Raw genomic sequence first — 20,068 nt, forward strand, 5'->3', positions numbered from 1 at the left:
TTCCCCCTTAGTCCGCTATTCTTGTTACTTGTGTAATATTTGGTAAAGCAGCTATTTCTTCTAAAATATTTGTCTCAACATTTTGATCAACTTCTATTATCATTAATGCCATATTACCTTTTTCTTTTCGAGAAACTTCCATATGGCCAATATTTATATCGTATTTAGCTAAACAATTGGCTACATTAGCAATACAACCTGATCGGTCTTCATGCACTACTAAAATCGCTGCTAGGTTACCTGAAAGTCGAAGTGGAAATCCATTTAACTCGGTGATCTCTGTTTTCCCTCCACCAATCGATATACCAACCATTGACATTTCCTGAACCCCATCACCAATTACAATACGGGCTGTATTAGGATGTTCGGTATGTGCTGTCTCGGGAATAAATTCAAAAGTAAGCCCCGCTTTTTTTGCATCTTCAAAGGCCGTTTTAATACGTTCATCAAAAGTATCGTAATCTAGCAAACCACCAATTATTGCAACATCCGTTCCATGACCTTTATATGTTTCTGCAAAAGACCCATATAAATGTATTTTAGCCCAAGTAGGTTGCTTTCCAAATAAATCCCTTGCTACTCTCCCAATTCGAGCCGCTCCTGCAGTGTGCGAGGAAGACGGTCCGATCATAACAGGTCCAATAATGTCAAAAACAGATTTGAACTTCATTGCCTAGACCCCCAATTTTGTATTTACCTTCTATTTTACACTTTATACTCATATTAAACAAAAGTTTGATTGTATAACACTGCATTCCAAGCATCTTACTATTCCTTAAGCGCAAATGAATAGCGATTAAAGAATGAAATACTTTTAAGAAAACCGCAAGCACCATATAATCGCACATTGTCTCCGCTCAGTTGTTTTCCGAAGCTTGCCGCTCGCTTTCCGCGGGCGAAGAATCGAGCCTCCTCGTCACTTCGCTCCTGTGGGGTCTCGATTACTCCGCTTTCCCGCAGGAGTCGAGCGGCAAGCTTCTCCAACCAACTAATAGAAGGTCATACTTTTCATTTAAGTAAAAAATAAATTATTTGAAACATCTTACTATTACCCACAACATTATTAGAAACAAATCAGAGATAAAATTCTTTCCTACTCTTTTATAGGCTTACTAAGATACATTTTCGAACTCGGCGACGCTTCATTAACAATCGATGTACATTAATTGGACGAAACATATTGTCTTTCTTATCTGCATGGTTGATTGGAACGAAAGGCGACGACTCCTAGGTGATTTGCAAGCAAATCAAGACCCTGGACTAAGCATTCAATTGTTCAAAGGCTAAGAGCGCCTTAGTGACCAACGTCGTGTTGGCCCGAAACTGCTTAATGCTTGCCTCCTGGAAAGCATCCGCCAGCAGGGAAATCTACCATTTCATGGTTCAAAATTAGTATACCTTTTAAAAAGCCACGAGAAAATTCTCTCGCGGCTTGCAATTATTCCACAGATAAAATATATGGATATAAAGGTTGTTTACCATTATATAATTCAATCTCGGCGTCTTCAAACTGTTCTTCAATAAATGCGGCAAAATTCGAAGCTTCTTCATCCGAAACATCTTCTCCGTAAATGATAGTCACAATTTCAGCATTCTCATCAATTAGCGATTGCGCAAGTTTTGTTGCAGCTTCTTCTCGAGAAGGGGTAGAAAGAATAATTTTCCCTTCTGCAAGTGCCATGAAATCATCTTTCTTAATTTCGACGCCATCAATCGACGTATCACGAACTGCAAAAGTTACTTGCCCAGTCTTAACATGAGCATATGCTTCAGTCATTTTCTTTTTATTTTCTTCTAAAGTAGCTTGTGCATTAAACGCTAAAATTGCAGCCATTCCTTGAGGAAGAGTTTTAGTTGGTACAACTGCTGCTTCAATACCTAAAACTTCTGCTGCTTGTTCTGCCGCCATAATAATATTTTTGTTATTAGGCAGGATTAGGACACGCTCTGCACCTACTGCTTCAATTGCTTTTACAATATCTTCAGTGGAAGGATTCATCGTTTGTCCACCTTCAATGACAGCGGATGCCCCTAAGCTTTTTAGAAGTTCTGATATACCTTCTCCCATTGCAACTGTAACAACCGCGTATGGATGCATCTCAGCTTTTTTGGTTGGAACTTCCTTCGTATAGCCTTCTCCAACAATTTCAGTATGTTGCTGGCGCATGTTTTCTATTTTAATTTTTATTAAATCTCCATATTGTTGACCATACGTTAATACTTCACCAGGAGTTTCAGAGTGTATATGAATTTTTGCAATTTCATCATCTGAAATAACTAATAGCGAATCACCATATGCACTTAAATCATTACGAAAAGCTGTTTCATCAAATGCTTTTTTACCTTCTTCGAAACGAACCATAAATTCCGTGCAAAATCCGAACTCAATATCAGCAGTATCCATAAATCCTTGAATATTTTTATGATGTTCAGCACTTACTAAATCGTCCATAGAAGTACTAACAGTTTTTTCAGGTAATTCTTCCCCTTTTAAACTTGCTAAAAATCCTTCATAAACAAATACTAGTCCTTGTCCTCCACTGTCCACAACGCCAACTTCTTTGAGAACGGGTAATAAATCTGGAGTTCGATTTAAAGATGCTTTTGCTTCTATTAATACTTTTTCCATTAGTAAACAAATGTCTTCTTCTGTTTCACTAACTTCTACCGCTTTCTTAGAAGCATCTTTTGCAACCGTTAAGATCGTTCCTTCCACAGGCTTCATTACTGCTTTATAAGCTGTTTCTACACCGTAATTTAATGCCTGTGCAAATTGTTTTGCATCTAGAGTAGATAGCTGCTCAACAGACTTTCCAAATCCTCGAAATAATTGAGATAATATTACTCCCGAATTACCTCTTGCGCCCATTAGCAAACCTTTCGATAATGCTTGTGCTGTTTTACCAATATGTTCTTCAGTGTGTGCAGCTGTTTCTTTTGCACCAGATGTCATGGATAAATTCATATTTGTACCTGTGTCTCCATCAGGAACAGGGAATACATTCAAAGCATCTACATAGTCTGCATTTTGGAAAAGGTGATGAGCACCCATCTTGACCATATCTGCAAACTGTATACCATTAATTGACTTCATTATTTTCTCTCCTCATTCACACGCTTGTCACGCGAACCCCTTGTACATATACATTTACGGATTTCACTGACATACCAAGAGATTTATTTAGTGTGTATTTTACTTTTGATTGCACTTGATAAGCTATTTCTGAAATTTTTATACCGTAACTAACAATTATATACATATCAATATGTAATTCGTCTTTTTCATGTCTTACAATCAGACCTTTTGTGAAATTTTCTTTTCTTAATATATCTGTTAAACCATCTCTTATTTGATGCTTTGATGCCATACCAACTATCCCGTAGCACTCCATAGCTGCTCCGCCGACAATTTGTGCGATCGCATCTTGTGATATATCAATTTGACCGAATTCATTTTTCAATTCAATTGACATAATGAAACCTCCCAAGTCCTTTTTGACTACCCATAATTGTACTACACCCTTTAACAATATAAAAGAGAGCTTTTACGCTTAATACTATTTCATTGTATATTATATGGGAAGATTGATCATTAAGGAAATATTAATAGAGATGAGATAATTTAAGGGAAAAGTAAACACTTACTGTGAGATTTTCTAAGCAGATGCATTTGTTTTCCGTGGGGTAAAGCGACGATTCCTAGAAGATTTTGGTAATGAAGGTGTTTCCTCAAGACAAAGCGTCATTATACTTCCTTCCTATCCTTCGCTAAGTGTGGAGTCTCGCTAAACCTGTAGAAGTCTTTATGGAGTGAATATTCGCCGAATATATACCGACCGCATTCCTATGATATAGGGTCGTCTGCTTAGGAGTATCATTCTCCTGTGCTAGTACCCGCCGTAAACAAATCCGTTTGTGGTTGCTGAGGAACTTCCTGCAGTGCCTACAAGATGCTTGGTGTACAACCGTTAACACAGATTTGGTGAACCTAGTATCCTTCACTTATCCATTCGCACGTTGCACCTAAACAGTCGTGCTCAACCTTTCGTGTGTAAAGGTTTTTTTCTTGATAAGCCTTGCACTTAATAAAAGTCTGTGGTAAATTATTAAAGTATGTGAAATATCGAACTGAAAAAAACTTTCAGCTTCTTTTTTAAAGGAGGAAATATAATGCCAAAAGTATGTGCAATCACTGGGCGTAAAGCTCGTTCTGGTAATGCTCGTTCTCACGCAATGAACGCTAACAAGCGTACATGGGGGGCAAACCTTCAAAAGGTCCGTGTTCTTGTAAACGGTAAACCTAAACGTGTATGGGTTTCTGCTAGAGCTTTGAAATCAGGAAAAGTTGAGCGCGTTTAATCGTTCTCATAATTAATGCCAGGTTGACAATAGTCGACCTGGCATTTTTTTATTTCTGGGTATTATATAATTTAACTTAACTATCATTAATAAATAAAGGAGTTAATTTCATAAATAGCATTTATTTATTAAAACACGAACAATGATTATTTTATTGATTGGAGCGGCAGGCGGTGACTCCAGCGGGATGAGTGAGACAGATGAGCCATTACAAACGACGCGAATGCGGCGGTAATGGCTCATCGCTCACCCCGCGGAAAGCGTCCGCCTATAGCGGAAATCATGCTGATTTATGAAGAGTATATTATACATATTCATACATTTCACTTTAATATTGGTCGTGTTTTATGCTCTAAATTTGAATTATGAAATTGATTCTATCATTAATAAATAGAGTTATAAAAATAAGCAAAAGATTGTTGGAGTGACTAAAATTGCCTCTTCCCAATGATAAAGTGTTATTCTGTCCATCTTACCGACTAACCGAAAAAGCATGGAAAGAAGTAATTGTTCACTTCTCTCCAGGCTCTATGTTCGGTAATAATCTTCGTTTCGTATCAAGTATTTTTTCTGCATGAGGATTTGAAAGCTATGATCTAGCTACTGTTATTCTTTCTTGACTTCTTCTTTTCTAAACATGCGAATACAAACTCTCATAATACTACTAACTGATTTAGGTAATCTAAATGTGTAGACCTTCACACAATTCCTCCCCTTTTAGTCGCTGCTTCTTATCATTAAACATATGCCAGCTGTAAAAGAGATAGTACCAATTCGTCCACTTACTTCATTACTTGTAAATTTCGCATTACCTATCGAAATATTTTCTGCGGTTACCTCATAAAGAAAATCACGAAGTGAAATATTTTCAACTGTTTCTCCAAATGAGAAGAAGGAGATATATTTATAATCGTTATCCTTCTCAATTTTATGAGTTCCAGGTATTAAAAATTGAAGAATATTTTGTTTGTTACGAACATAAAAAACAATCTCAGGGTTATTTCTTTGAAACCTAAGCACATCATGCAAAACGGCTTCATAATGATCAAGTCTTCCCCCTGTTACACCAGTTAAAATTACTGCATCTGGATTGTAAGTTAATGCTCGAAGTATAGCTAAATGCGTGTCCGTTTCATCCTTCTCTGATTGCAAGACGGTCATTTTTTCAACAGTTTGTTTGAGAAAATCGAATTCTTCATCTAATAATGAATCAAAATCACCAATGATTTCATTTGGTGTAATTCCATTCGATAATAAATGAAGTGCTCCACGATCGGCTCCGATAAATACAGTTTCTTCTTTAGAAAAAGGAAGTTGTTTAAAATCAACAACTTCCTCTACTGGCGCTCCTGAACAAACAATGACGCTTTTCATTTTGTTGTAGCGCTAAGCCCTGCGTCTTTTATTGCTTGCAAAGCTTTTCCTTTATCAGGAGCGTTATAAATAGCAGATCCTGCTACAAAAATTGTAGCGCCAGCTTCCACACACGGGATTATCGTTTCTTCATTTATACCACCATCAATTTCAATTTCAATGGATAAATTTCTTTCCTTCACGATATCTGATAATTGCTTTACTTTCGGTAATACAGAATGAATAAATTTTTGACCACCGAAGCCAGGATTAACCGTCATGAATAGAACCATATCTATATCCTCTAATACATGTTGAATCGATTCAATTGGAGTGTGTGGATTTAAAACTACTCCCGGTTTAACTCCAAAAGATCGTATTAATTGAATTGTGCGATGAAGATGAGGACATGCTTCCACATGAACTGTAATGTAATCAGCACCGGCTTTTGCAAAAGCTTCGATATATCTGTCCGCGTACTCAATCATTAAATGTACATCTAAAGGAAGTTTTGTTAATGGTCTTAATGCTTCTACTACAATCGGACCCATCGTAATATTTGGAACAAAGTGACCATCCATTACATCGATATGAATGAGTTCTGCCCCAGCCTTTTCTACTTCTAATACTTCTTCTCCAAGCTTTGCAAAATTTGCAGCTAAAATAGATGGAGCAATTTTCACCATAATTAGTACCTCGGCTTTCTATCCAGTATTTCATTGAAAAACTGTAAGTAATGTTTATATCGATAATCTTTAATCTTTCCAACCACAATAGCATCTTTTACAGCACATTTCGGCTCATTTACATGCATGCAACCTCTGTATTTGCATTCATCTTGAATTTCTACAAATTCAGGAAAACAACTGGAAAGCTCTTCTTTTTCCATTAAATCAAATTCAAATGAGCTAAAGCCTGGTGTATCAGCAAGTAAACCACCACAAACTTCTATTAGCTCAACATGTCTCGTCGTATGCTTGCCTCGACCTAGAGCATCGGAAATAACTCCCGTTTTTAAGTTTAGGGAAGGTAATATCGTATTTAACAACGTCGATTTACCAACACCAGATTGTCCCGCGAGTACAGTTGTTTTTCCTTTTAATAAAGGTGTAATTTTGTCATCAAAATGTGGATCGTCTTTAAAAGTCATAAACACTTGATAACCAATTTCTTCGTATTCTTTTATATATTGTTTAATGGTTTCTTCCGTTTTTTCATCTAATAAATCACTTTTTGTTAAACAAATTATTGGTTCAATATGAAATGACTCTAATACGACTAAAAAACGGTCCAATAATATCGTATTGAAATCTGGTTCCTTCACGGAAAAAACTAATATTGCTTGATCAATATTTGCGATAGGAGGGCGAATGAGACTATTCTTTCGCTCATGAATGACCGTAATTGTACCGTCATTCTCCCCTTCAACTGTATATTCCACAAAGTCACCGACAAGCGGTGATTCTCCTCTATTTCTAAATACACCGCGTCCACGACATTGGATTAACTGATCGTTATCATACACATAATAAAATCCACTTAATGCTTTTCTAATTTGTCCTGTTGGCATCCGATACCTCCCTAATCTACATCATTATAATCAATGGTTTCTTCTGCGATTACAGTTGAATCTACCATAACACGATAAGCTGCTTTTTGACCTTCAATTATTTCTAATTTTAGGATTTTTTCTACTGGTTCACTTAATACGAATTCCTCTGTCGGTTCCACTAAAGACCTTGTTTTATCCTGTATATAAATGCGCACAACTTTTTCTTTTTGTTCTGATTCGTTTACTCCATCTTCATCCGTAGCGGGTTCATATGGGATGGTCACTGTTTTAACGACTAATTTTGTTCGCGCGGGTTTTGGACCATCGGATATAACAACTTCTATTGTACTTCTTGGTGCTAATTTACTGTTAGGTAATGGTAATTGGCTTATCACATTTCCTTTAGGGACTATATCAGAGTTCTGCTTATCAGCTACTCTAATTTTAAAACCAGAAGTCTTTTCGTAATCACTTAACGCTTTTTCATTATATCCTGTTAAATCATTCACTGTACGTAAGTCAGGTCCTTTACTTACGGTAAAAACTAAAGTTGTTTCAGACGGAATAATGTCTGTTCCAGCTACTGGGTCTTGATCCACAATGTCCCCTACTGGCTCAGAAGAAAACACTACATTTGTTTCTATGCGTAAGTTTTGATTTTGTAGCAACGTTTTTACTTGATCGATATTACTTCCAATGTAATCACCAAGTTTAGAGGATTCTTTACCTGATGACACAAACAACATAATTTCCGTTCCTTTTTCACGAAGTTTACCCGCTTCCGGAGAAGTTCTTATAACAAATCCTTCTTCTACATCTTCCGAAAATTCAAGTTTCTGTTCGCCTACTTTAAAACTATCTGCTTCTAATTGTTCGACGGCCTTAGCCAATTCTAAATTTACTACATTTGGTACTTCTACTTTATTAGGCTTGAATAGACTCGAAAAAACAAAGATAGCTAATATTGCAAGGACGATAATTCCTACAATAACTCCACCTATTAACTTCTTTTTATTTTTTTTATTTTTCTTTGTTTCTTTCATTTCTTTTTGAGTAGTAGTTGTAGGAATTTTTTTTGTATCAGATACTTCTGCAAAAGAAACAGGTTCTTTGATAATTGGCAGAACTTTTGTGGCATCATCGTCTTTATTAATTACAAATTTCTTTTCTCCAGCTCTTTCCGGAGATAATGCAGTTGATAAATCTGCCTCCATCTCCTCTGCCGATTGATATCGATCATTTGGATTTTTTGCTGTTGCTTTTAAAACAACGTTTTCCAAACTTTGTGGTATGGAAGGGATGATAGCCCGAATGGACGGTGTTTCCGTTTGTAAATGTTTCAATGCAATGGAAATAGCTGATTCTCCAGAGAAAGGAAGTTGTCCTGTTAGTAGCTCAAATAAGACAATTCCTAATGCATAGATATCTGTTCTATTCGTTGCCGTCCCACCCCGTGCTTGCTCAGGTGATAAATAATGGACAGTTCCGAGCACGGAGTTTGTTTGCGTATAGGAGGTCGCACTTAATGCCATAGCAATTCCGAAATCAGTTATTTTTACTTTACCTTCTTCATCCAAGAGAATATTTTGTGGTTTAATATCCCGATGGATAATATGGTTGTTATGAGCATTGGCAATTGCAGATGTCAATTGTTCCATAATGGCAACTGATTTTAAAGGAGAAATTGGTGCATTCCTTTGTATGTATTGTTTTAATGTTTCCCCTTTAACATACTCCATCACAATATAGTGAATATCGTCGTCCTCACCAACATCATATATACTTACAATATTCGGGTGTGTAAGGCTAGTAGCAGATAATGCCTCACGCTGAAAACGACGACGTAATTCCTCTTCATTGTTAAAGTCATAACGTAATACTTTAATAGCAACATCACGGTCGAGGATCATATCATGTGCTAAATAAACATTAGACATCCCACCGCCGCCAATCATATCGAGCAACTTATATCTACCACTAATTCTTTTCCCAATTAACATCCTTACACCTCCTCTACTTTATTGGAAAGCAATATTAACGAAATATTATCTTCTCCACCAGATAAATTTGCTTCTTCCACAAGAGCTAACCCTTTTTCTTGGAGCGGCATATCCGAATAAAGAATGGTATGAATAAATGGTTCACTTAATTTATTACTTAAACCGTCTGTGCAAAAAAGAAAATAAGAATTTGGTTGAAATTCTACTTCGTAAAAATCAGGGTGAATCGTCCGTTCTGTTCCAACTGCTTTCATAAGAACATTTTTTTGTGGGTGTGTCTTTGCTTGTTCTTCACTTATTTCACCTGAATCGATTAAAATATTGACATAGGAATGGTCCCTTGTAATTTGCTTAATACTATTTGGGAATAATTTATATACTCTGCTATCCCCAACATGCGCGATAATTCCTTTGTTTTTTTCAAATAATCCAGCAATTAATGTTGTCCCCATTCCTTCACAACCACTATTAATGGTTGAATGTTTAAGAATTGCTTGATTTATCGACTGAAATGTATAAGTTAACCAGTCCTTTGCTTTTACAACTGAGGGGTTATACGCAGCGAAATATCTTTTAAACTCCGAAATTGCAATTTCACTTGCTACATCACCAGCTTTATGACCGCCCATTCCATCTGCAACAACAGCTAAAATCCGTCCATCCGAACGTACAAAAACATCGACACGGTCTTCATTTACTGTCCTTTTCATACCAACATCCGTTTTAACAACAAACTCCATTTATCCTTCACCTCTTTTTGAAAAGATAACTTAACTTTTCCACAGTTACTTTCTCTTTACACCGCCTAGCCCACGAGTTCTTCTCTAGAGCAAAAGAAGAGGTAAAAGACTAGTTATTTACGCTTTTCTAAAGACCGCTACAAAAAAACCATCACTTCTTAAATCCTGTGGAAATAGTTGAAGCATTCCTTCTTCCTCTTGTTCTTTTATCTTTTTAATAACGTCTGGAAATTCTTGAAGTTGCATATCAGGATGGGCTTCTAAAAATAGTTTAGCCGTCCCTTCATTTTCTTCCCGATCCACGGTACAAGTACTATAAACTAATAAACCATCTTGTTTTAAAAGTTTATATGCTTGTTCCAATAAATTCAGTTGAATTGGTTTAAGAGATGCAAAATCTTTTTCATTTTTCGTGTATTTTATATCAGGTTTTCGCTTCATTACACCAAGACCACTACATGGAGCATCCACTAAAATACGGTCAAAAGATTGCTCAGGATAAGCTTCTGTAGCTTTACGACCATCCATTTCTACCGTTTCAATAAAGCTAAAGCCTAGTCTTTCAGCATTTTCCTTTACTAACTTTAGTTTATGCTGATGGATATCCATCGCTATGAGCTTTCCTGAATTTTTCATTTTTTCAGCTATATGAGTGGTTTTTCCACCTGGAGCCGAACACATGTCAAGTACAGTCATACCTGGTTCTGCTTGAAGTGCATATGCGGGAATCATGGAGCTTTCATCTTGAATCGTTACGAAACCTTTTTGAAAAGCGGTCGTTTTAGCAGCTTGACTATTGTATAGATAAATACACTCTGGGATAGTTTCGCTTTGTGCAACGACATATCCTTCTTGTGTCATTAAATGAAGCACTTGTTCAACTGTCCGTTTAAATAAATTTACTCGTAGCGTTGTCACCGGAGGTTCATTATTTTCTTTCAACATTTTTGCCGTTGTTTCAAAGCCATATTCTGCAACGAATCGCTTCACCATCCAAAGAGGATGACTAGTTTCGATGGAAAGTCTTTCAACTTCATCTTTAATTTCTTCAGTTGAGCGAACGCCTTCTCTTAATATAGAGCGAAGTATACCGTTTACTGCTCCAGCAATCCCTTTATGACCTCTTCTTTTAGCAATATTAACCGCCTCATTCACCGCGGCATGATCCGGAATACGTGATAAATAATGAATTTGATATAAAGAGAGACGAAGTAATTGTAAAACCCAATCATCTAACTTCCCTTTGATGAATGGCTGTAAATAATAATCCAATGTCATTTTATATTGTATTGTTCCATACGTTAATTCAGTTAGTAACGCACGGTCCTTATCTTCAATAGTATATTTTTGAATTGTTTGATGTAATAATAAGTTGCTATAAGCTTGTTGCTTTTCAACGGCCATTAATATCGTAAGTGCAGCATCACGAACATTACCTGTCCAAATTTTTTCTGTTTTTTTTGTCATTCAAATGTATCTCCTATTCGCAATTTCGAACCTACTCCGCGCAAGTAATCGACTGCGGACATTTTCTTTTTTCCAGCTGGCTGTAATTCATTTATTCGAATTGCTTCTTCAAAACCTGTTTGAACAACAAAATAATCCGACTCTATTTTCACAACTGTTCCTGGTTGTTCTTTCGTATTCACTTGAATTGTATCTGCTTTCCAAACTTTCACTGACTGTTCTTCTAACGTCGTATAAGCAACTGGCCATGGGTGTAAACCACGGATTTGATTGTGTATTTGTAGTGCAGATTTGTTCCAATCGATTCTCTCTTGTTCGCGAGAAATATTTTTTGCATATGTTACTTGAGATTCATCCTGTTTCACACGGTTATTTGTTTTGGAAATGATGGACGGTAATGTTTCTTTTAATAAATTCGAACCGACCTCACTTAATTTATCAAAAAGAATGCCAGTATCATCTGAATGACCAATTGAGATTTCACTTTGGGAAATTATATCTCCTGCATCGAGCTTTTCTTCCATATACATGATCGTTACACCTGTTTTATCTTGCCCATCGATAATGGCTTGATGAATCGGTGCACCACCACGATATGCTGGCAACAAGGATGCATGTACATTAATACAACCAAGCCTTGGTACTTCTAGTAACTCTTTTGGTAATAGTTGTCCAAATGCAGCAGTTACTATTAAGTCTGGATTTAAGGCAATAATTTCCTGTAATTCCTCTGAACCTTTTAGTTTGGTTGGCTGAATTACTGGTAGTCCAAGTTTCACGGCTTCTTCTTTTACAGGAGGAGCAGTTAATACTTTTTTTCTTCCAACTGGACGATCAGGCTGCGTGACAACTGCAAGCACACTATATCCTTCCTCTACAAGCATTCTTAATATTGGAGCGGAGAATGCTGGGGTTCCCATGAAAACAATATTTGTCATGATTCTTCCTCCTCATTCTCTAGCTCTTCCAAGTCTACATAACGTATGATTTTTGAAGTGAATAAAACACCGTGTAAATGATCTATTTCATGTAAAATTGCTCTTGCTTCATAGTCTTCTGCTTCTAATTCATATAAAGCACCATTTCTATCTTGTGCTTCAACTTTTACAAAAAAAGGACGTTCTACTTCCCCATAAATATCTGGAAAGCTTAAACAACCTTCTATTTCAATCTCAGAACCGCTAATTTCAACTACTTCCGGATTAATCATTTCAATGACTTCTTGTCCTTCTCCCAGGTCGACGATAGCAACTTGAATCGTTTCTCCAACTTGTGGTGCTGCAAGTCCAATTCCATCGGATGCAATCATCGTGTCATACATATCATCTAAAAGTGATGCTAGTTTTTCATCAAAAACTTTTACTTCTGTACATTTTGTCGTAAGTAATTCATTGGGATGTGTAATAATTGGTAAAATAGCCATATCTTTTCCTCATTTCAAACATAATCAATTTCGCCTCGGCGTAATTCCGTCCAAATTTTGAGTTAAACTTAAGGCCTGAAGGATGTAGATCATGCAGTCGCTTAACTCCTTTCAAAATTTGTGACATCCGCCGGAGGCTTGGGCCAACAGGATGTTGGTCAGTCAGGTGTTGCCACAGGAAGTGGCGTTATTAACCAGAGTTCCATTATTCAGCGGTTTTGTGTGCTGAATAAAGTTATAAAATAGTGGATGGATCTAGATCAACTGATAGGATGATTCCTTTTTTCATCCACTCTGTACGATATATTTTTATTAGTTGTTGTAGTTTTTCGATTAATAATGGTTCTTTTTTGTATTTTATCAAACATTGGTAACGATATCTATTTTGTATCTTACTTATAGCACATGCTGTTGGACCAACGACCATTGTCTGCTCCGATAAATTTGCTCTTAACCAATCCGTCGCAAGCCTTGCATATTCAGAAGCAATCATAACATTTTCATGAGTTACTTGGATTAATGTTAAATAATAAAATGGAGGATACTCATATTGTTTCCGAATTTGCATTTCTTTATGATAAAAGGGTTCATAAAACTGGGCTTTCGAGAGCTCGATAGCATAATGTTCTGGGGTATATGTTTGAATGTATACTTTCCCTTCTTTATCATGTCTACCCGCTCTTCCACTTACTTGCGTCATCAATTGGAACGTTTTTTCCGCTGCACGGAAATCCGCTAAATGTAAAGTGGTATCTGCATTTAGTACGCCTACTAAAGTAATATTTGGAAAGTCTAATCCTTTCGCAATCATTTGCGTGCCAAGTAAAATGTCTGCTTCCCCGTCTCCGAACTGCTTCAAAATTCGCTCATGAGATCCTTTTGTTCTTGTTGTGTCTACATCCATTCGAAGCACTCTTGCATAAGGAAATAATTTCGTAATTTCTTCCTCCACTTTTTGTGTCCCCGTTCCAAAGAAACGAATATAATCACTCGAACACTCCGGACACTTTGTTGGAACTGGCTCTTCATGTCCACAATAATGACATTTAAGCTGCTCTCCAGCACGATGATACGTAAGGGATATATCGCATTGTTTACATTCTACTACTGTTCCACAGTCTCGGCATAAGACAAAGGAAGAAAATCCTCGTTTATTTAAAAACAACACGATCTGCTCTTTTTTATCTAGTTTTTCTCTTACCGCATCTGCAAGATCTATACTAAACATCGACCGATTTCCATTTTTCAACTCTGCTCGCATATCGACAACATTCACGGATGGCAAGGATTGCTCTTTCGCTCTCATTTTCAATGTTAACAATGTATAAACACCTTTAGATGCACGAGCATATGATTCTAGCGAAGGAGTTGCACTTCCAAGTATGACAGGGCAATTGTGAAACTCACTACGCCAAATTGCAACATCTCTTGCATGGTACCTTGGGGTATCTTCTTGTTTGTATGTCGATTCATGTTCTTCATCCAAAATAATAAGCCCAAGATCTTTAAATGGTGCAAAAATGGCAGATCTCGCACCAACCACAACTTTTACTTCTCCGCGCCAAATTTTACGCCATTCGTCGTACTTTTCACCGATAGATAAACCACTGTGCATAACTGCAACTTCATCACCAAAACGTAATTTGAATCGACGAGTCATTTGAGGTGTTAAAGAAATTTCAGGTACAAGCATGATTGCTTGCTTTCCTTTTAAGATAGAATTTTCAATCGCATTTAAGTAAATCTCTGTTTTTCCACTTCCAGTAATACCGTGAACAAGAAATGTTGTACTTTCTGCATGATCTTGAGCATGATTAATCTTAGCAAGTGCCTCGGTTTGTTCATCTGTCAGCTGAAATCTTTGATCCTTGTCATCGTATTCTAACGAAGAGATTTCACGATATACTTCTTCTTTGTCTTTTTCCAAAATATTTTTTTCAATCAATGCTTTTATCGTACTACTATTTGCGTTAGACATTTCTTTCAATTCTTCCGTTGTAAAAGAAGACTGTTCTTGTATTAATAACCATTCCATCAATTCTTTTTGCTTAATAGCATTTTTAGTTAGATTTTTTAATTGCTCTTGAATGAATTCTTTGTCTGCAATGACATGATACTTTGCAATTATTTTCGCTTTCGCATGCTGTTTAATCACCGTCTCTAATTGCACAGCACCTTGCGTTAAATGTTTTTTCATTTGTCGCAAGTAACCAGCTTTTTCAATTACATCGTAAGAAACAGCTTCTTTTTTGCCAAACAAAGCTAAGAAGTCTTCTTCTAGTTCTGAGGGATTTATTAACTTAATGTTTTTCTTATAGGAAGCACGTAATGCAGCTGGAAGCATTACTTGGAGTGCATCAATTTCATAGCATAATGTTTTATTCGTTAGCCATTTTGATAATTGCAAGAGTTCCTTAGTTACAACAGGTTCCACATCAATAATGGACTGAATTTCTTTTAGCTTCGTAATATCAATGTCAGTCTGTTCTTTTATATTCGTTATAAACCCTTGCACTTTACGATTGCCAAAAGGAACGTGAACGCGGCTACCTCGTTCAACTAAGGCTTCTAAATGTTCAGGTACGATATAATCAAATGGTCGGTCAATTGGATAAGCAGATACATCAACTATGACTTCTACGATCATTTCAGTTCATCTTTTTCTAGTTTTAGGATAGTTTGAAGTAGTTGAAGTGCAAGCTCCTTTTTAGGTAGATGAGGAAAATGTATTTCTACATCCTGTTTCCCAACTAAAGTAACGGAATTTGTGTCAGTTCCAAACCCTGATCCTTCTTCCGTCACATCATTTGCAACTATATAATCCGCATTTTTCTTTTCCAATTTCCCTTTTGCGTAATGAACTACATCATTTGTTTCTGCAGCAAATCCGATTAATAATTGCTTTGTTTTTCTTTTACCTAGATCTGCAAGAATATCGCTTGTCCGCTCCAAAATAATGGTCGAGTCTCCTTGTTGCTTTTTCATTTTTTGACTATGTACTTCTTTGGGTTTGTAATCAGCGACTGCCGCAGTTTTAATGACAATAGAAGATGTATCAAATCGTTCCATTACAGCATCATACATCTCTTTAGCACTTTCAACAGGAATTAGTGTAACGTTCGACGGAGCATCTATACTTACGGGACCGGAAATTAAATACGTTTCCGCACCTAAATCAGCTGCAGCTTCCGCCATAGCATAACCCATCTTTCCACTAGAAAAGTTTGTCAAAAAGCGTACTGGATCAATTCTTTCTCTTGTAGGACCTGCCGTCACAACTACTTTTTGCCCTTTTAAAGGTAAATCTTTTGGAGTAAAATGCTCTTCCGCCAATTTCACAATTTTTTCTGGTTCCTCTAAACGACCTTTTCCAACGTATCCACATGCCAAAAAACCTTCAGAAGGTTCGATAAATGAATAACCGTCTTTTGAAAGTTGCTCAATATTACGTATAACAGCAGCATTTTCATACATATGTACATTCATAGCAGGTGCAATCCAAACTTTTGCAGTTGTCGCAAGTAAAGTAGTCGTCACCATATCATCTGCAATCCCGTTCGCAAGCTTTCCAATCACATTCGCTGTAGCTGGCGCAACAATAACTAAATCCGCCCAATCTGCTAAATTAATATGTGCAATCACACTAGAATCTTTTTCATCAAACGTATCAAAATAGACATCGTTTCGGGACATTACTTGAAAACTTAAAGGTTGTACGAATTCCATTGCAGACTTCGTCATCATTACTTTTACATCCGCTCCAGCTTGTGTAAGTTTACTTACAAGGGCAACCGCCTTATAAACAGCAATTCCACCTGTCACACAAACAACAATCTTTTTAGAAGTTAACATCCAAAATTCTCCCCTCTAAATAACAACCTCCCAAAGAAATGTTTATTCTTTGGGAGGTGTTTGCTTTATAATCAAATTTGCCATGGCGAATAAACCCTTTATAAAATCAACTTTATTTCCCAGAGCAATGATATTATTCAGCAAGCGTTTGTACGCTCTTCTGAATGAAGTTACATTTTATACTTCGTCTTCGTAAATTGCATTTTCATTGGATGATTCGATTGTAAGCTCACCTTGCGCTACTTCTTCTAATGCTTTCCCAACTTGTTTAGCTGACACATATGAAGTTAAACGCTCGCCGCCTTCTTCTTGTAACTGTCTAGCTCTTTTAGAGGCTACGCTTACTAATGAATATTTGGAATCGATTTTATTTTTTAATGAGTCTACTGATGGATATAACATTTATAATTCCCCTTCCAACATGGCTAAATATCTTTTTTCTACACGTTCACGTCGACAATGTTCTGCAGCAACAATTGCATTTATTTTTGCACATGCTTTTGTAACTTCATCATTTTCAACTACATAATCATATAAATGCATCATTTCTAATTCTTGCCTAGCGGCTTGAATTCTAGAATTGATCACATCTTCTGTTTCCGTTCCTCTACCTATAAGTCGCTGTTCTAGTTCAGATAAGCTAGGGGGAGCTAAGAAAATATAAAGTGCTTCTGGAGCTTTTTGACGCACAACACTTGCTCCTTGAACTTCTATTTCTAAAAACACATCTCGGCCAGAATCGAGTGTTTCATTAACATAATCAATCGGAGTACCATAATAGTTTCCTACATATGAGGCATATTCTAATAACTTCCCATGTTCGATTAACTGTTCAAACTCTTCTTTCTGCTTGAAGAAATAATCTACTCCATCTACTTCGCCTTCACGAGGAAGTCTAGTCGTCATAGAGATTGAATATTCATAATTTGTTCCGGGCTCTGAAAACAATTCTTTTCTCACTGTTCCTTTACCGACACCAGAAGGGCCTGATAAAACGATCAATATACCTTTTTCTCTGCGCATAACGTCTCCTTCAAATACATGCATACTCCGTTTGCCTGTACATTTATAACAGTTTACATACTTTAATGATTATAACACAAGTTTCCTTTAAAATGATAAGATAATAAAGAAAAGCGTCGGCGCCTTATAAAGGAATATACTCTAAGTTCGCGATATCGTGTCGTAACTACTGCAAAATCTTTATTTACTCTTACGATTCCTCATCTTAGAAGTAAGAAAATCGTTGAAACGGCTCCCTTTCCGCGGGCGTTGCTTCAGCCTCCTCGCTGCGCTACGGGGTCTTCCGCTAACACTATTCCCGCAGGAGTGTCGCCTTTTTCAACGATTTTCTAAAAATTTAAAAATGGAATCAGTAAAACTTGTGCAAGCTCGTGGAAAATAATTCTCCGTCGTGCTAATAGTTTCTAAAAATACTATTTCAGAGTTTTTCAGTAAACTGGCAAGGCGCTGAAGTAGGACAATTTTTCTGGAAAAAGTGAATCAATATAAGAAACTGGCATCTGGAGCCAGATCAAAATAACGTTTTGAAAGAGGATAAAATTATGGCATTTGATGGTTTATTTACAATTTCAATGAAAACTGAACTGCAACAAATAATCACTGGGCGTATTTCGAAAATACATCAACCAAATGCGCAAGAAATTCTAATGCAAATTCGAGCACAAGGACAGAACTATAAATTATTGTTTTCTGTGCACCCTTCTTATTCTCGTGTGCATATTACAAACGAAACAATTGATAATCCTGCTCAACCGCCACTGTTTTGTATGGTTTTACGTAAGCACTTAGAGGGCGGGATCATTTCATCTATTCGACAACATGAAACTGACCGAATTCTCATATTCGAAATTCAGAGTAAAAATGAAATTGGAGATGACATTACAAGAGAAGTTCATATGGAGATCATGGGCCGTCACAGCAACTTACTTTTAATAGACCCTACTCGTAATCTAATTTTAGAAAGCATTAAGCATTTATCACCTTCTATGAATAGCTATCGAACTATTTTACCTGGTCAACCTTATATTGCACCTCCCGCTCAAAACAAGCTCCATCCCTTAGAGTATTCAGAGGTACTGTTAAAAGTGATTCAATCAGTTAATGAATCGAAAGAAATTGTAGATCAAATTTCCGGGTTCTCTCCTTTACATGCAAAAGAATTACTTCATCGATTCCAAAACGGTGCGAATCGCGTCGAAATTTATAAGAAATATATGCAGGAGTTTGAACAAGGTGGCGCCACAATACAAATTGTCGAATCAGGCGGAAAAACGTATTATTCACCGAATGAATTAACTCATCTAGATGGCGACAAATTTAGCGAAAATACGCTAGGAAATTTATTGGATCGAGTGTACTTCGCAAAAGCAGAACGCGACCGCGTAAAACAACAAGCAGGAGATTTAGAAAGATGGCTTCAAAACGAATTAAATAAATTGAAGCTGAAGATGAAAAAACTCCAAAAAGACTTTGAACAAGCCGAAAAACTAGATACATTCCAATTGTATGGAGAGCTATTAATGGCAAACTCTTATTCAATTGAAAAAGGGCTAAAAGAAGTTGAGCTTGTTAACTATTACGATGAAGATGGCAAAACAGTTGTCATCCCCTTGGATAACAGAAAAACAGCAACTCAAAATGCACAAAGCTATTATAATCGCTATACAAAAGCAAAAACTGCCTTATTAAAAATCGAACAGCAATTTGAAATAACAAAGGATGATATTGCATACTTCGAATTACTTCTTCAACAAGTAATGCAAGCATCTCCAACCGACATCGAAGAAATTAGAGAAGAACTAATGGAGCAAGGCTTACTTAAAGCACGTGCTTCCAAAAAGAAGAAAAAACCCACGAAACCAACGCCTGAAAAATTCATTGCATCAGATGGCACCGAAATTTCCGTTGGTAAAAATAATAAACAAAATGATTTCGTTACATTTAAACTTGCTAAAAAATCGGACACATGGCTTCACACCAAGGATATCCCAGGATCCCATGTTGTTATACATTCGGATAATCCAACTGAAGTGGCACTGCTCGAAGCAGCTAATCTTGCAGCTTATTTTAGCAAGGCTCGTGAATCTGCTTCGGTGCCTGTAGATTATACGGTAATTAAGCAAGTGAAAAAGCCGAGCGGGGCTAAGCCAGGGTTTGTTATTTATTTTGAGCAGACAACGGTGTTTGTAACTCCGAATGAGGAGAAGGTTAGACTAATGAAGAAATAAAAAAAGATTATCAGAGTAGCTTGATAGGCTATTTTGATAATCTTTTGTTTTATTTTCGGGAGTAGAAATGA

Annotated in this window: 18 protein-coding genes; 2 read left to right on the top strand and 16 right to left on the bottom strand. The window is 36.7% G+C overall.

What is annotated here, in order from left to right; translation table 11 throughout:
• Window positions 1–7: 7 nt before the first annotated feature.
• The 3 genes from sdaAB to ACTSKG_RS06025 all read right to left on the bottom strand — a co-directional run bounded on the left by sdaAB (window position 8) and on the right by ACTSKG_RS06025 (window position 3,473).
• Window positions 8–670 (bottom strand): L-serine ammonia-lyase, iron-sulfur-dependent subunit beta, encoded by a 663-nt coding sequence (sdaAB, locus tag ACTSKG_RS06015; protein WP_464757231.1) that lies wholly within the window; start codon window positions 668–670, stop codon window positions 8–10.
• A gap of 768 nt (window positions 671–1,438) precedes the next feature.
• The gene (locus tag ACTSKG_RS06020) at window positions 1,439–3,094 is read right to left on the bottom strand and encodes a DAK2 domain-containing protein (RefSeq protein ID WP_464757232.1); all 1,656 of its coding nucleotides are present in this window, start codon (window positions 3,092–3,094) and stop codon (window positions 1,439–1,441) included.
• A gap of 16 nt (window positions 3,095–3,110) precedes the next feature.
• Window positions 3,111–3,473, bottom strand: a complete 363-nt coding sequence (locus ACTSKG_RS06025) for an Asp23/Gls24 family envelope stress response protein (RefSeq protein WP_464757233.1) — start codon at window positions 3,471–3,473, stop codon at window positions 3,111–3,113.
• Between the two features lie 697 nt (window positions 3,474–4,170).
• Between ACTSKG_RS06025 and rpmB the strand changes: the two genes are divergently transcribed.
• Window positions 4,171–4,359: a 50S ribosomal protein L28 gene (rpmB, locus tag ACTSKG_RS06030; protein ID WP_387579702.1), complete on the top strand. Its 189-nt coding sequence runs from the start codon at window positions 4,171–4,173 to the stop codon at window positions 4,357–4,359.
• 606 nt (window positions 4,360–4,965) lie between these two features.
• Here the strand turns inward: rpmB and spoVM are convergent.
• The 13 genes from spoVM to gmk all read right to left on the bottom strand — a co-directional run bounded on the left by spoVM (window position 4,966) and on the right by gmk (window position 17,769).
• On the bottom strand, window positions 4,966–5,061 hold the full coding sequence (gene spoVM, locus ACTSKG_RS06035; protein WP_151699433.1) for a stage V sporulation protein SpoVM: 96 nt from the start codon (window positions 5,059–5,061) through the stop codon (window positions 4,966–4,968).
• A gap of 15 nt (window positions 5,062–5,076) precedes the next feature.
• Window positions 5,077–5,733 (bottom strand): thiamine diphosphokinase, encoded by a 657-nt coding sequence (locus ACTSKG_RS06040; protein WP_464757234.1) that lies wholly within the window; start codon window positions 5,731–5,733, stop codon window positions 5,077–5,079.
• Window positions 5,730–6,398: a ribulose-phosphate 3-epimerase gene (gene rpe / locus ACTSKG_RS06045; protein WP_464757235.1), complete on the bottom strand. Its 669-nt coding sequence runs from the start codon at window positions 6,396–6,398 to the stop codon at window positions 5,730–5,732. The genes ACTSKG_RS06040 and rpe overlap by 4 nt, the downstream gene beginning before the upstream one ends.
• Window positions 6,399–6,400: 2 nt before the next feature.
• Window positions 6,401–7,282 (bottom strand): ribosome small subunit-dependent GTPase A, encoded by an 882-nt coding sequence (gene rsgA, locus ACTSKG_RS06050; RefSeq protein ID WP_464757236.1) that lies wholly within the window; start codon window positions 7,280–7,282, stop codon window positions 6,401–6,403.
• A gap of 11 nt (window positions 7,283–7,293) precedes the next feature.
• Window positions 7,294–9,264, bottom strand: a complete 1,971-nt coding sequence (pknB, locus tag ACTSKG_RS06055; RefSeq protein WP_464757237.1) for a Stk1 family PASTA domain-containing Ser/Thr kinase — start codon at window positions 9,262–9,264, stop codon at window positions 7,294–7,296.
• Window positions 9,265–9,266: 2 nt separating this feature from the next.
• Window positions 9,267–10,004: a Stp1/IreP family PP2C-type Ser/Thr phosphatase gene (locus tag ACTSKG_RS06060; protein WP_464757238.1), complete on the bottom strand. Its 738-nt coding sequence runs from the start codon at window positions 10,002–10,004 to the stop codon at window positions 9,267–9,269.
• A 117-nt stretch (window positions 10,005–10,121) separates the two neighbouring features.
• Window positions 10,122–11,471, bottom strand: a complete 1,350-nt coding sequence (rsmB, locus tag ACTSKG_RS06065) for a 16S rRNA (cytosine(967)-C(5))-methyltransferase RsmB (RefSeq protein WP_464757239.1) — start codon at window positions 11,469–11,471, stop codon at window positions 10,122–10,124.
• Entirely contained in the window at window positions 11,468–12,409 is a 942-nt protein-coding gene (gene fmt / locus ACTSKG_RS06070) for a methionyl-tRNA formyltransferase (protein WP_464757240.1), read from the bottom strand. The genes rsmB and fmt overlap by 4 nt, the downstream gene beginning before the upstream one ends.
• Window positions 12,406–12,894 (bottom strand): peptide deformylase, encoded by a 489-nt coding sequence (gene def, locus ACTSKG_RS06075; RefSeq protein ID WP_464757241.1) that lies wholly within the window; start codon window positions 12,892–12,894, stop codon window positions 12,406–12,408. Before def ends, fmt begins: the two co-directional genes overlap by 4 nt.
• A 235-nt stretch (window positions 12,895–13,129) precedes the next feature.
• Entirely contained in the window at window positions 13,130–15,541 is a 2,412-nt protein-coding gene (priA, locus tag ACTSKG_RS06080; RefSeq protein ID WP_464757242.1) for a primosomal protein N', read from the bottom strand.
• Window positions 15,538–16,746 (bottom strand): bifunctional phosphopantothenoylcysteine decarboxylase/phosphopantothenate--cysteine ligase CoaBC, encoded by a 1,209-nt coding sequence (gene coaBC / locus ACTSKG_RS06085; RefSeq protein WP_464757243.1) that lies wholly within the window; start codon window positions 16,744–16,746, stop codon window positions 15,538–15,540. The genes priA and coaBC overlap by 4 nt, the downstream gene beginning before the upstream one ends.
• A 177-nt stretch (window positions 16,747–16,923) precedes the next feature.
• Window positions 16,924–17,148, bottom strand: coding sequence for a DNA-directed RNA polymerase subunit omega (gene rpoZ, locus ACTSKG_RS06090; protein ID WP_464757244.1), 225 nt, complete (start codon window positions 17,146–17,148; stop codon window positions 16,924–16,926).
• Window positions 17,149–17,769 carry a guanylate kinase gene (gene gmk, locus ACTSKG_RS06095; protein ID WP_464757245.1) on the bottom strand — a complete coding sequence of 207 codons (621 nt, stop codon included), beginning with the start codon at window positions 17,767–17,769 and terminating at the stop codon, window positions 17,149–17,151.
• 542 nt (window positions 17,770–18,311) lie between these two features.
• Here gmk and ACTSKG_RS06100 point away from each other — a divergent pair.
• Window positions 18,312–19,997 carry an Rqc2 family fibronectin-binding protein gene (locus ACTSKG_RS06100; RefSeq protein WP_464757246.1) on the top strand — a complete coding sequence of 562 codons (1,686 nt, stop codon included), beginning with the start codon at window positions 18,312–18,314 and terminating at the stop codon, window positions 19,995–19,997.
• Window positions 19,998–20,068: the final 71 nt, after the last annotated feature.

The organism is Psychrobacillus syltrankelensis, assembly GCF_055454035.1.

What these genes read in the sequence shown, in the direction of transcription:
- sdaAB (WP_464757231.1), bottom strand. Translation starts at nt 670, where the DNA reads ATGAAGTTCAAATCTGTTTTTGACATTATTGGACCTGTTATGATCGGA.
- ACTSKG_RS06020 (WP_464757232.1), bottom strand. Translation starts at nt 3,094, where the DNA reads ATGAAGTCAATTAATGGTATACAGTTTGCAGATATGGTCAAGATGGGT.
- ACTSKG_RS06025 (WP_464757233.1), bottom strand. Translation starts at nt 3,473, where the DNA reads ATGTCAATTGAATTGAAAAATGAATTCGGTCAAATTGATATATCACAA.
- rpmB (WP_387579702.1), top strand. Translation starts at nt 4,171, where the DNA reads ATGCCAAAAGTATGTGCAATCACTGGGCGTAAAGCTCGTTCTGGTAAT.
- ACTSKG_RS06040 (WP_464757234.1), bottom strand. Translation starts at nt 5,733, where the DNA reads ATGAAAAGCGTCATTGTTTGTTCAGGAGCGCCAGTAGAGGAAGTTGTT.
- rpe (WP_464757235.1), bottom strand. Translation starts at nt 6,398, where the DNA reads ATGGTGAAAATTGCTCCATCTATTTTAGCTGCAAATTTTGCAAAGCTT.
- rsgA (WP_464757236.1), bottom strand. Translation starts at nt 7,282, where the DNA reads ATGCCAACAGGACAAATTAGAAAAGCATTAAGTGGATTTTATTATGTG.
- pknB (WP_464757237.1), bottom strand. Translation starts at nt 9,264, where the DNA reads ATGTTAATTGGGAAAAGAATTAGTGGTAGATATAAGTTGCTCGATATG.
- ACTSKG_RS06060 (WP_464757238.1), bottom strand. Translation starts at nt 10,004, where the DNA reads ATGGAGTTTGTTGTTAAAACGGATGTTGGTATGAAAAGGACAGTAAAT.
- rsmB (WP_464757239.1), bottom strand. Translation starts at nt 11,471, where the DNA reads ATGACAAAAAAAACAGAAAAAATTTGGACAGGTAATGTTCGTGATGCT.
- fmt (WP_464757240.1), bottom strand. Translation starts at nt 12,409, where the DNA reads ATGACAAATATTGTTTTCATGGGAACCCCAGCATTCTCCGCTCCAATA.
- def (WP_464757241.1), bottom strand. Translation starts at nt 12,894, where the DNA reads ATGGCTATTTTACCAATTATTACACATCCCAATGAATTACTTACGACA.
- priA (WP_464757242.1), bottom strand. Translation starts at nt 15,541, where the DNA reads ATGATCGTAGAAGTCATAGTTGATGTATCTGCTTATCCAATTGACCGA.
- coaBC (WP_464757243.1), bottom strand. Translation starts at nt 16,746, where the DNA reads ATGTTAACTTCTAAAAAGATTGTTGTTTGTGTGACAGGTGGAATTGCT.
- rpoZ (WP_464757244.1), bottom strand. Translation starts at nt 17,148, where the DNA reads ATGTTATATCCATCAGTAGACTCATTAAAAAATAAAATCGATTCCAAA.
- gmk (WP_464757245.1), bottom strand. Translation starts at nt 17,769, where the DNA reads ATGCGCAGAGAAAAAGGTATATTGATCGTTTTATCAGGCCCTTCTGGT.
- ACTSKG_RS06100 (WP_464757246.1), top strand. Translation starts at nt 18,312, where the DNA reads ATGGCATTTGATGGTTTATTTACAATTTCAATGAAAACTGAACTGCAA.